At 70.8% G+C, this 12,104-nt stretch carries 9 protein-coding genes; 2 read left to right on the top strand and 7 right to left on the bottom strand.

The features are described 5' to 3' along the window. Positions 1-145 precede the first annotated feature (145 nt). Both ACFPIJ_RS17010 and ACFPIJ_RS17005 read right to left on the bottom strand, forming a co-directional pair. Positions 146-3,424, bottom strand: coding sequence for a BTAD domain-containing putative transcriptional regulator (locus ACFPIJ_RS17010; RefSeq protein WP_380115976.1), 3,279 nt, complete (start codon positions 3,422-3,424; stop codon positions 146-148). Between the two features lie 49 nt (positions 3,425-3,473). Then, positions 3,474-3,824: a GNAT family N-acetyltransferase gene (locus ACFPIJ_RS17005; protein WP_380115974.1), complete on the bottom strand. Its 351-nt coding sequence runs from the start codon at positions 3,822-3,824 to the stop codon at positions 3,474-3,476. 155 nt (positions 3,825-3,979) lie between these two features. Here ACFPIJ_RS17005 and ACFPIJ_RS17000 point away from each other — a divergent pair, with 155 nt between their 5' ends. Beyond that, a complete protein-coding gene (locus ACFPIJ_RS17000; protein WP_380115972.1) occupies positions 3,980-5,362 on the top strand; it encodes an FAD-binding oxidoreductase in 1,383 nt (460 codons plus the stop codon). A 75-nt stretch (positions 5,363-5,437) separates the two neighbouring features. On the opposite strand, the gene ACFPIJ_RS16995 is transcribed toward ACFPIJ_RS17000, so the two are convergent. Beyond that, positions 5,438-6,046, bottom strand: coding sequence for a TetR/AcrR family transcriptional regulator (locus tag ACFPIJ_RS16995; protein WP_380115970.1), 609 nt, complete (start codon positions 6,044-6,046; stop codon positions 5,438-5,440). On the opposite strand from ACFPIJ_RS16995, the gene ACFPIJ_RS16990 reads away from it, so the two are divergent. Continuing rightward, a complete protein-coding gene (locus tag ACFPIJ_RS16990; protein ID WP_380115968.1) occupies positions 6,045-6,899 on the top strand; it encodes an SDR family oxidoreductase in 855 nt (284 codons plus the stop codon). The two genes, ACFPIJ_RS16995 and ACFPIJ_RS16990, sit on opposite strands and share 2 nt — an antisense overlap. 101 nt (positions 6,900-7,000) lie before the next feature. On the opposite strand, the gene ACFPIJ_RS16985 is transcribed toward ACFPIJ_RS16990, so the two are convergent. The 4 genes from ACFPIJ_RS16985 to ACFPIJ_RS16970 all read right to left on the bottom strand — a co-directional run bounded on the left by ACFPIJ_RS16985 (position 7,001) and on the right by ACFPIJ_RS16970 (position 12,038). Continuing rightward, complete coding sequence (locus ACFPIJ_RS16985; RefSeq protein ID WP_380115967.1) at positions 7,001-8,176, bottom strand: MFS transporter; 1,176 nt, start codon at positions 8,174-8,176, stop codon at positions 7,001-7,003. A 9-nt stretch (positions 8,177-8,185) separates the two neighbouring features. Continuing rightward, positions 8,186-9,421: a cytochrome P450 family protein gene (locus ACFPIJ_RS16980; protein WP_380115966.1), complete on the bottom strand. Its 1,236-nt coding sequence runs from the start codon at positions 9,419-9,421 to the stop codon at positions 8,186-8,188. Beyond that, positions 9,421-10,512, bottom strand: coding sequence for an acyltransferase family protein (locus tag ACFPIJ_RS16975; RefSeq protein ID WP_380115965.1), 1,092 nt, complete (start codon positions 10,510-10,512; stop codon positions 9,421-9,423). The genes ACFPIJ_RS16980 and ACFPIJ_RS16975 overlap by 1 nt, the downstream gene beginning before the upstream one ends. Before the next feature lie 83 nt (positions 10,513-10,595). After that, a complete protein-coding gene (locus ACFPIJ_RS16970) occupies positions 10,596-12,038 on the bottom strand; it encodes an FAD-binding oxidoreductase (RefSeq protein ID WP_380115964.1) in 1,443 nt (480 codons plus the stop codon). Positions 12,039-12,104: the final 66 nt, after the last annotated feature.

Below are 12,104 nucleotides of genomic sequence, written 5' to 3'. Positions count from 1 at the left end.
TATCCAGCCGCAGGGCGCTTCAAGACGACTTACGGCTGACTTGTTGCGCAGGTCAGCCGTAATTCGGGTGCGGTGACCAGAGGTGTTGTGCGGACCTGGGTCTGTTCGTCGATGACTGTGCGCTGCGGTCACCGGTGCCGGCTGGTCACCAGTCCGCGGTGGGATCAGCCTGCCATGGTGAGCCGATGGCCCGGCCGAGGTCCACAGCCGCCTGTTTATGGCGCGCCGCGATCTGGTCCAGGCCGGCACGCCGCGCCACGCGGGCCAGGAGTGCGTCGTATGAGCCCCAACATGCGGTTGCGGTGCCGATGACGATCTGACGGGACTGGTACGGCAGGAGGGCCTGGTATGCCGCGTCGAGATCCCCGTCGAGGGTCAGCGCCAGTTCCGCGCGCGCGGCGACCAGGGCATCCGCGGTCCAGTCGGCCGGCTCGGCGGGAGCCCACCGACGGGCCAGCCGCGCCGCCTCGGCGGTGTCGCCGATCTCCGCCACGGCGAGGATGGCGATCGTCTGTACCAGCGGGATCTGCAGATCTGCCGTGTCGACCAGCAGATCCAGCACGTCCGCCAGGCGCCGGTCGCGACGACGGAAGGTGAACTGGTGCAGTGCGTAGCAGCACTGCGATCCCCAGAGGCTGGTCGCCCGGTACAGCTCGCAGGCCTCCGTACTGAGCTCCTCGGCAAGGTCCCACTCGCCCCGCAGCATGGCCAGCCCGGTCTGCTGGAAGAGCAGATGCGGGCGAACCTCGGGGCCGGTGAGGCCGTCGGCAAGGCGCGTCGCGGCGGTCAGGTCGGCCTCGAAACCGGGCGCGTCGCCCAGGTGCAGGCGAAGCGGGCCGCGGTGCAGGCGGGCGAGAAACTCGGTCCGTGCCGGCAGCCCATGGCCGGCCAGGGCCAAGGCCTCGTCCGTGGCATTCAGCCGTTGCCGCACGCCGTCCGACGACCCCCAGGTCACCAGGCCGTAATTGTTGAGCGTGCGGCCGAGCAGGGCCGGGTCGCGCAGTTGCCGGGCCAGTGCCACACCCTGCTCGGCGTAGTGGATCCCGTCGTCTCGCCGGACCGGATGGTAGGCAAGTTCGACGCCGAGCGTTCCGAGCAACTCCGCGCGCAGCCGAGGGTCGTCGTCCTCAGCGTCCGCGGCCAGATCTTCCAGCAGCGCCACCAGCGACTCGTCGACGACGCCGTAGGAGCGCCAGTTCCACAGCGTGACGCCGCCCCAGACGGACGCGGCGGCGGCAAGCCGGGCGCGGTCGCCCAGCCGGCGGGCGATGTCGATTGCCTCGCCGATCACCTCCTGGGCCAGGTGCGGATGACCACTGCGCAGCAGGTCGTTGCCCAACGCGACGAGCAGTTCGTGGCGCCGGCGAGCGCCAGCGTCGTCGGTCGCGTCCAGCAGGGCGAGCGCGCGGCGGGTGTGCGCTGCCGCCTCGTCGTGCGCCAGCCGGCCCCGTGCGACGGACGCGGCCTCGACGGCGTACCCGATCGCGGGCTCGGTGCCGGTGACCGGCACCGCCTGGAAGAAGTGGTGTGCGAGACGTTCGACGTCGGGTCGACCGGCCCAGCCACGCGTTTCGAGCGCGAGCCCGGCCTGCCGGTGCAGCCGGGCGCGCTGCACACGGGACAACCCGGCGATCAGCGTCTCCTGGACCAGTGCATGGCTGAACCGCCACACCCAACGGTCGTCGTCCTCGCTGATCACCTGACTGATCACGGCAGGCTCCAGCACGGTGATCACGCGCTCCGCGTCGAGACTCGCGGCGGCTTGGATGAGATCCAGCGGGAAGTCACGTCCGATGACGGCGGCGAGCGCCAGCAAACTGCGCGTGTCGTCGGGTAACCGCGCCAGCCGGCGGTCCAGGACGGCCCGTACCGACGGTGGAATCTGGCGTGCTGACGAGACCTGGCGCTGCTCGCTGCTGAGCAGCCGGGCCAGCTCCACGACGAAGAACGGGTTGCCCTCGGTTCGTGCATGGATTTCCGAGGCGAGTTGGTCGCCGTCCGGGGCGCCGAGACCGGCCAGAAGCTGACGGATGTCTCCCTCGCCGAGCCCGGACAGCACGACACGGGTGCTGCGCCGTTCCCGAGCCAACGCCGCCAGCTCGTCCGTCGTCGTCCGTGGAAGCTGTTCGCCGACCGTGCGCGCGGTCGCCACGGTCACGAGGCGGACGTCATCGAGGTGGCGCGCCAGCAGCACGAGCAGGTGCAGCGAGATGACGTCGGCCGCTTGGACGTCGTCGAGCACCAGCATGACCGGTTGCGCCGCGGCCGCCCGGGCCAAACGCGCGCGAAGCTGCTCGAACAGGGCGAAACGCTGCCGGTCGGGGTCACCCACCGGATCGGGCAGCAGTCCCGCCGGCTCGACCTCACCGGACCGTTCGAGCTGGCGGAGGATCTGTAGCCAGGGCCACAACGCCGGCGCGCCGATGTCGTCGGCGCAGCGGCCCCAGGCCACCCGCCAGCCCTGCGCGAGCGCCATCTCGGCCGCTTCCTCAGCCAGCCGGGTCTTGCCGATACCCGCCTCGCCTTCCAGAACCAGCACGCTGCCCCGACCGTTGACCGCATCGCTCAGCACGGCGCGCAGCCGGGCCCGTTCGCCCCGCCGTCCGACCAGGCCGGTCCCGGGGTCCTCCGCCGATGGCGCGTCCTGGGCCGCCTCGACCGGCGGCAGGACGAGCTTCGACGGGGACGACGCCAAGTCCTGGCGCAGCACGGCCTGCTCGACCTCGCGCAACTCCGGCCCCGCCTCCAAACCGAGCTCGGCGCGCAGCATCGCGGCACACCGACGCACGGCGTCGAGTGCGTCGGCCTGCCGACTTGCCTGATACAGAGCGGTGGCGAGGCGGACCCACAGCCGCTCCCGCAGCGGCTGCTCCACCACCAGCCGGTCGAACACGACCACTGCCGTCTCGGCCCGACCAAGAGCGAGCAGCGTCTCGCCGTAGCGCTCCCGGGCGGTGACGTACAGCTCTTGCAGGCGCGTCCGCTCGGCCCCGAAGACGGGCTCGTCCACCAGGTCGGCGAGTGGATCCCCCCGCCACAGCGCCAGCCCCTCCCGCAGGAGCGTCTCAGCCGCCTGCGGGTCGCCGCCGTGTAGCGCCGTTGCGCCGTCGGCGACGAGGCGCGAGAAGCGCAGGAGATCGAGGTCGTCCTCGGAAGCCCGGATCAGATAGCCGGGCGGCCTGGTCAGGAGCCGTTCGGCGGGCTGCCGTGGACCCCGGGCGGGTTCGAGGATCCTTCGGAGCTGAGAGATGTACGACTGGAGATTGCCGGTCGCGGAGGCAGGCGGTTCGTCGCCCCACAGCTGGTCGATCAGCCGGTCGAGCGGCACCACCCGGTTGGCGTCGAGGAGGAGCAGACTCAGGACCGCGCGGAGCTTCGGCGCGCCGAGGTCCACGATCCCGCCGTCGCCTCCAACGATCTCCATCGGACCGAGAATCCGGAACTGCACGGTGTCGATCTTAGTGTCCAAGCGATCACAGGACGAGCTCGGCGAAGCCGTCGCAGACGACAAAGCCGCTGTTCATCAGCCATCCGACAGCAGCCACCGGGGCCACCCGCAGGCGGCGGGCGCCGACCGCGCGAGCGTCGGCGGCAGCTTCGCGCAGCAACCGCCGCCCGAGGCCACGGCCGCGGGCGGATGCGACGACCTCGATGCGCAGCAGCAGGGCCACCGGTGCGCCCTGGTGCGCCGCTAGCAGCGCGTCGGCCACCGGTGGCGCCGTCGGATCGCCGACATCCTCGAGGCAGATCCGCAGCCAGCCTGGCTGTCCTCCCGGGTGCCGGCGCGTGATCAACACTGGCGCGTCGTCCTGCTGGTCGGGCATGAGCTCCATCCTCGGCCCTGGCGCTTGCGTCCCACTACATGCCGCCTGACGCGGCCCTGTAGCGGGCAATGTATTGCGCTCGAACCGGATCGCAACTGCCGCCGAGCACCGTCGAGGCATCGGAAATCCCGTCACGACGCTAAGAGGGAACCACCATGCTGAACACCGACGAACCGCCGGCCGACGACCTCACCGCGCTGCGGTCGCAGGTCCGTGGACCCGTGTACACGCCGGGCGACCCTGAGTTACCCGCCGAGACGATGACCTTCAACACGGCGATTGCGCACCAGCCCACGGTCGTGGTCGGTGCCACGGACGCAGACGATGTCGCCGCCGCTGTCCGGTGGGCCGCAGCACACCAGCTTCCAGTCGCCGTCCAGGCCACCGGTCACTCGCCGGTCGTACCCGTCGATGCCATGCTTGTCACGACCAACCGCATGCGACGGGTCACCGTGGACCCGCAGCAGCGGACCGCGCACATCGAGGCCGGTGTCCGATGGCAGGCCGTGATCGATGAGGCCGCCGGGCACGGATTGGCACCGCTGAGCGGTTCGTCGAGCTCGGTCGGCGCGGTCGGCTACACGCTCGGCGGTGGCATCGGCCTGCTGAGCCGCGAGTACGGCTTCGCCGCCGACCACGTGCTCTCGATCGACCTGGTGACCGCCGACGGGCGGCTGCGCCACGTCACGGCCGAGACGGACCCGGAGCTGTTCTGGGCGGTACGAGGCGGCAAGGGCAACTTCGGCATCGCCACCGCGATCCGGGTACGGCTGTTCCCGGTGGCGACGCTCTACGCCGGCGGACTGTTCTTCGCCGCAAGCTCCGCCGCCGACGTACTGCACGCCTACCGCAGCTGGGCGCCGACGCTGCCCGAGAACGCCAGTAGCTCCGTCGCGCTGCTGCGGATGCCGCCGTCGGAGCGGGTGCCCGGGCCGCTGCGCGGAAAGTTCGTCGTACACCTGCGATTCTCGTACCACGGACCAGCAGCCGATGGCGAGTACCTGCTCACCCCGATGCGGTCGGCGGGAGCTGTCGTTCTCGAGCAGGTCGGCGAGTTGCCGTACGGGGCGACGGACATGGTCCACCAGGACCCGACAGATCCGATGCCGGTGTGGGAGCGTGGCGGTCTGCTGCACTCCATCGAGGTGGACACCGTGGAAGCGCTGCTGAAGGCCGCCGGTCCGGAGGTCGAGGTGCCACTCATCATGGTCGAGATCCGGCAGCTTGGCGGCGCGCTTTCCCGCCCCGCCTCCCCACCCAACGCGGCTTCCGGCCGAGAGGGCGCCTACAGCGTGTATGTCCTGGCTCCGAGCCCACCGCCGCTCAAGGAGATCGTCCCGGTCGTCGGCGGCGCCGTCCTCGACGCCCTCCAGCCGTGGCTGACCGGCACCAAACTGGTCAACTTTCTCGGTGACGCCACCACACCACAGCAGGTGGCGACCGCGTGGAAACCAGACGTGAGCACGCGGCTGCGCACAGTCAAGAGCTCTGTCGACCCGACGAACCTGTTTCGATTCGGCCACGCCATCGGGATCTAGGCACAACCCGCCCCGGCCGGCGGGGGCGACCCCGCCGGCCGGCAAGGTCGTCGCGGCGAGACTTCACCGTGGCGATCAAGCGGCGACGGCGACCGGCCACACCTTGAGGGCTGCGGTGGCGATCTGATCGAGTTCCTCCCGGGTGGCGCCGTCGCGGGCCTGGTTGGACATGCCCTGCACGACGGCGGCGAAGAAGGCGGCGAGGCCGTGTGTGTCGGTGTCGGCCGGCAGGATGCCGGCCTCGACGTCGGCGGTGAGCTTCGCCTTGATCGCGGCGCGGCCGGCCGTGCGCAACTCCCGCATCACGTCGGAGATCTCCGAACTCTGTGGGGTCAAGCCGTTGGCGGCGCTGATGATGAGGCAGCCCTTGGGGTGGGCGGGGTCGGTGTAGACGACGGCGGCCTCGCGCAGCATCCGGGTGATGGCGCGCAGGGCGGTGGGCTCGTCGCCGAGGGCGTGCACGGTGAAGGCGCCGTAGGTCTTCTGGTAGAACGCGACGACCTCGAAGAAGAGTGCGCGCTTGTCACCGAACGCGGCATACAGGCTCGGCGGGTTGACCCCCGTGAGCGACGTGAGGTCCGCCAGCGACGTGCCGTCGTAGCCGCTGCGCCAGAACGCGTGCGTGATCATGTCGAGGACCTGCTGCGTGTCGAACTGCCGACGGCGCCCTCGAGAAACGGTCATGGGTCAACTCTATAACGACCACTACAGCTATGCTATCGTCTCAATTTGTAATGCTCGTTATGAAATTCGCTGCAAGGGAGAAGCGGTGGCAAACCTCGAGGGCAAGATCGCACTCGTCACGGGTGCAAGCAGGGGCATCGGCCGGGCGATCGCCGAGCGTCTGGGTCGCGACGGTGCCTTGGTCGTCGTGCACTATGCCCAGGACGAGACGGCCGCGAAGGAGGTCGTGGAGACCATCACGACCGCCGGCGGGGCGGCGTTCGCAGTGCGCGCCGAGCTGGGCACCGAGGGTGACGTGGACACGCTGTTCGCCGGAGTGACGGAGGGTCTGCTGGCTGCCGGGCGCCCCGAGGCCCTGGACATCCTCGTCAACAATGCCGGGATCGGCCTGCCGGCCGCGATCGAGAACGTGGATGTCGCCGGGTTCGACCGGGTGTTCGCGGTCAACGTTCGGGCGCCGTTCTTCATCACGCAGCGGGCGCTGACCCTGCTCCGCGACGGTGGCCGAATCATCAACATCTCCTCCGGTGTCACCAGGATCGCGTTCCCCGACGGCATCGCCTACGCGATGACGAAGGGCGCGCTGGACACGTTCACCCGCACCCTTGCCAAGCCGCTCGGCGCGCGCGGCATCACCGTGAACACGGTGGCCCCGGGTGTGGTGGACACCGACGTCAATGCGGGCTGGCTGCGGGGCAACCCTGCGGCCGAGGAGGCCGTGTCGGCACAGGCCGCGCTTGGCCGCGTCGGTCAGCCGGTCGACATCGCCGCCGCGGTGGCGCTGCTCGCCTCCGACGACGCCCACTGGGTGACCGCCACCGTCGTCGACGCCACCGGCGGCGCAGCGCTGTAAGCCAAAAGCGGTAAGTCAAAGCGGCTGTAAAACCAGCCGGCGCAGAAACGTCGAGGCGGCGTCATCGGGACCAGGAGCCCGGAACGCCGCCTCGACTTTCGTTACCGACCAACCCCGACGTCAACGGAAGCCGGCGACCGGCGCAGCTCCCACACGCTCATCGCCAGCCCCAGCGCCGTCACCGCCGCACCGGCGACCATCACCGCCCGGTTGCCGAACCCGGCGTCCAGAACGCGCCCGCCGAACCACCCGCCGAACGCGATTGCGACCTGCACCGACGACACCCCGACCGCGACTGCGAGGGTGGGCGCCTCTCCCGAGGCCAGGGTGATGATCCTGGCCCCCATCAACGGGTTGAGCGCGAAGAACACCGCCCCGAACACAAAGACCAGTCCGATCGTCGGCCACCGCAGCGACGCCGCCGCCGCGATCAGCAGCAGCACGATGGCAAGGACGCCGAGTGTACCGACGGTGCCGGGCAGAACGGCCCGGTCGGCGAGGCGCCCTCCGAGGATGCCTCCGAGGAACGACCCGACGCCGAACACCAGCAGCACGATTCCGACCGCCCGTCCGTCCAGGCCGGTCACGGAGACCAGCAGTGGCGTCAGGTAGGTGAACGCGGTGAACGCCCCGGCCATCCCCAGCGCCGTCAGCAGCAACGCCATCTGGACCCGCCGGTTGCCCAGTACCCGCAGTTCCGACGCCACGTTTCCGGACGACGCGGCCGCGCCGCGGTCGCCGCGCATGGTCACCACCGCGACCGCGGTCGAGACCAGGCTGAGCGCGGCGACGAGCCAGAACGTGGCCCGCCATCCGGCCACGTCGGCAACCACGATGCCGAGCGGGACGCCGACGACGGTGGCGAGGTTGACCCCGAGGATCACCTTTGCCACCGCCGACCCGGCCTTCTCCGGCGGGACCAGGCTGCTGGCCACCACCAGGGCGAGCGCGAACAGCGTGCAGTGGGTGAGCGCCGAGACGATCCGGGCCGCCATCAGTACCCCGTAGTTGGGCGCGATGGCGGCCAGGACGTTGCCGGCGGCGAAGCAGCCGGTGAGGCCGACGAGCAGTGCCCGGCGCGGCAGCCGTGTGGTGAGCAGCGTGACAACGGGGCCGGCCACGACGACCGTGAGGGCATACGCGGAGACGAGCAGCCCGGCGGAGGCGACCGACACCTCCAGGTCCCCGGCGAGAAACGGCAGCAGCCCGGCGATCACCGACTCGGCGGTGCCGAGGCTGAAGACCGCGAGGATGAGCGCGACCAGCGGCAACGGCACGGCGGCCGCCTACCGTACGTGCACGGGCAGTGCGTGGACGCCGCGGATGAGCATCCCGTCCCGCCAGCGCAGCTCGTCGACGGGCACGGCGAGACGCAGGTCGGGATACCTGGCCAGCACCGAGGTGACCGCGACCTGGGCCTGCATCCGGGCCAGCGGCGCGCCCATGCAGTAGTGGATGCCGTGCCCGAACGCGAGGTGCCCCTGGGTCTTGCGGTAGGGGTCGAACCGGTCCGGGTCGGCGAACTGGGTCGGGTCCCGGTCGGCGGCGGCGAGGGAGACCAGGACGGGGGCACCGGCCGGGATCGGGGTGCCGCCGTAGTCCTCGATCGTCTCCAGCGCGAACCGCCAGGTGGCGGCGGCGATGGAGCCTTCCCAGCGCAGCGACTCCTCGACCACCTTCGGCACCAGCGACGGGTCGGCCCGCACGGCCGTCAGGTGCTCCGGGTGGCGCAGGAGCGCGTAGACGGTGTTGGAGATGAGGTGCACGGTCGTCTCGTGGCCGCCGACGATGAGCAGGAACCCCATCGCGGTCAGCTCACCGTGGTCGAGGCGCTGGCCTTCGTCGCGGGCCGCGATGAGGGCGCTGAGCAGGTCCTCGCCGGGTTCGCGTTCCTTGCGGGCGATGAGCACCGACAGGTATTCCGACAGCTCCGCGGCGGCCCGGCCGACCGCGGCGAGCGCCTCCGCATCGGCGACGAGCGTCGACAGCGCCTGCGACCAGCGGTGCAGGCTCGCCTGCTCGTCCAAGGGGACACCGAGCAGCTCGCAGATGACGGTGATCGGCAACGGGAACGCAAAGGTGTCCACCAGGTCGACCGGTCCGCCGTCACGGGCGGCGCCGGCGACGTCGTCGAGCAGGCCGTCGGTGATCGCCTGGATCCGGGGCCGTAGCGCGTCGACCCGGCCGGCGGTGAACGCCTTGAGCACCAGCCGCCGCAGTCGGCTGTGGTCCGGCGGGTCGGCGTTGAGCATGTGCCGCACCAGGGAGGTGTCCTCGCCGTCGGACGGCTGCACGGCGACCGCCTGCCACTGCGGGGCGGCGTTGGCCGGGTTCTTGCTCAGCCGCGGGTCAGCCAGAGCCCGCCGGGCCTCAGCGTAGCGGGTGACGAGCCACAGGTCGGCGCCGTCGGGCAGTCGCACATGATGCACCGGGTCGGCGTCGCGCATGCGGCTGTAGGTGGTGTACGGGTCGGCGGTGCCGCCCGGGTCGAACGTGGTGGGGATGCTCTCGGTCTGGGTCATCACACTGCTCCCTGGGCTGCTGGGACTGGTTCGGGGGCGACCGCGCGACCGCGGCGGGGGCTGCTGAACCGGCGCATCATGGGGCGTTCGACCAGCACGTACAGCAGCCAGGCGGCGACGATCGCGGCGGCCAGGTTGGCCAGGATCACCAGGGACGCGACCGGACCGCTGAACAGGGCGGTCTCGCCGAACAGGGGCCGGCCGCCGATCATCACCAGGACGTGCACGAGATAGAACGCGAAGGAGATCTCCCCGAGCCAGGTCATGACCCGGCCGCGGAGCACCGAGGCGGTGCCGTCGGCGTCGGCGTATGCGGCGGCCGGGACGAGCAGGGCCAGCGGCACAATCGTGGCGGCGGTGAGGCCGTAGATGTACGGCAGCTGCGTCGCCGCGAGGTACACCACGACGAACAGCACCGAGGCGGGCAGCAGCCGCAGCCCGACCCACCGGCCGTTGAGCGCCAGGGCGGCCACCAGCATGCCCAGGACGAAGTCCAGGGCCCGCACGGGCGGCAGGACGTACACCACCCAGAACTGCGTCATGCTCAGCGGCTGCCCGTCGGGCATCGTCGGGGTGGACGGCAGCAGCAGCCCGGCCAGCACGGTCACGGCGAGAATCGCGACGACGACGCCGCCGGCCCACCACCACAGCCGCTCCACCGGAATCCGCCGCACCGCCTTGAGCAGGAACGGGAACGCCAGGTAGAACAGCAGCTCGCAGGAGAGCGACCAGCTGGGCGGGTCGACGCTGAAGATGACGCCGTAGTCCGGCACCCATGCCTGCACGAGCAGCAGGTTGGCCAGGACGCCGTGGCTGGCCGCCCCTGCGATGATCACCAGGCCGAGTCCGAACGTCACGAGATGGTTCGGGTAGATCTTGAAGAACCGGCGCCGGTAGAAGTGCGGCAGGGTGTCGGAGTCGCGGGCCGAGACGGTGAGGATGAAGCCACTGAGCACGAAGAAGAACGACACCCCGGCGTGTCCGGCGTTGATGAACAGGGTTCGGTACCCGGCGGCGGTGCCGGCCTCGGCGAACACGTTGAGCCAGATGACGTGGTGGAAGAACACCAGGACGGCGGCGATAAAACGCATCCCGGTCAGCGACGGCAGCCGCGTCCCGCGCGCGATCGCGCCCCGGATGAACAGCGCGTTGGACACTGTGAACCTCCTGCGGGTCAGGGCAGCTCGATGGACAGGCCGTGCCGGAACACGTTGCGCGGGTCCCACTTGGCCTTGGCGGCCTGCAGCCGGGGGTAGTTCTGCTTGAAGTACAGCGCCGACCACGGCACCCCGGACGTGTTCCACTGCGGGTCGCGCACGTCAACGTCGGCGTAGTTGATGAACATGCCGTCGTTGACGTCGTCGGGGACCGGCACCCCTCCGGTGGCGGCGTACAGGTCACGGAAGAACTCCCGGACCCACGCCAGGTGCCGCGTCTCGTCGTCGCCGCTCGGCCACAGCACGGCGGTCTGCAGCTTCAGGATCGAGTCGCGTTGCGCGACGGCAGTCGCGGTCGGGGCGACGTTGCGCACCGCGCCGCCGTAGCCGCTGATGAGCATCAGCGCGCCGCCGTGGCTGTAGTCGGTGCGGGTCAGGTGCCGGTACATCGCGGACACCTGCGCGGCGGTGAAGGTGCGGCGCAGGTAGGCCGGCTTGCCCTTGAAGCACATCGTCGGGTCGGGTCCGGTGAACCCGGACCAGCGGGTCGCATGCAGCCACGGGATCCGGCGCCGTTCCCCGACTGCGAACTGGACGCCGACCTCGTGGTTGACGGCGGCGAGGTAGTCGTCCAGGAGCCGGTCCGCGCCGGGGGCGGCGGTGTCGACCTGGGTTGTGAGTCCGATCGCGCCGGCCGCGCGGTGCGTCGGCTTCAGCTCGCTGAACAGCGCCGTATAGGGGGAGGAGGGGTCGCTGTTGCGCTCGTACCAGCCACTGAAGTTGCGCATGAGCCGGCTGAAGGACGTCTCATTCAGCTCGCTCCACGCCCAGGAGACGTTGCTGACGAGCAGCTCGCGGGGTGGGCGCGGCAGCAGCTGCGACGGTTCGGTGCCGCGCGGCGCGCCGTTGCTGAGCCAGAACCGGGTGACGACCCCGAAGTTGCCGCCGCCCGCGCCGGTGTGCGCCCACCACAGCTCACGGTTGGGGTCACCGGTGGCGGAGGTGGCCACGACGACCTTCACCGTGCCGGCGGCGGTGACCGTGACCACCTCAACGGCCTGCACGTAGTCGACGGACAGCCCGTACGTGCGGGCCAGAGCGCCGTAGCCGCCGCCGGTGATGTGCCCGCCGACCCCGACGGTCGGGCAGGCGCCGGCCGGGATGGTGACCCCCCAGCCCTTGTACAGCGTGTCGTTGACCTCGCCGAGGGTGGCGCCGGCCTCGACGCAGAACGCGTTGCGGACCGGGTCGAAGGTGATCGCGCGCATCGGCGAGAGATCGATGACGACCCGGACGGCGGGGTCGGCGACGAAGTTCTCGTAGCAGTGCCCGCCGCTGCGCACAGCGAGCCGGCGACCGGACTGCACCGCCTGCCGCACGGTGGCGACGACCTGCTCGGTGCTGTGCACCAGGTGCACGGCGTCGGGGCTGCCGACGAACCGCAGGTTGGTCCCGCGCACCAGGTCCGGGTACTGGGCGTCAGCGGGGGTGATCGTGGTGGCCGGGGCGACCGGGCGCCCGGCGAC

This window comes from Dactylosporangium cerinum, from assembly GCF_042653625.1.
Classification (GTDB): Bacteria; Actinomycetota; Actinomycetes; order Mycobacteriales; family Micromonosporaceae; genus Dactylosporangium; species Dactylosporangium cerinum.
This window is presented reverse-complemented; position numbering and strand designations above follow the sequence as displayed.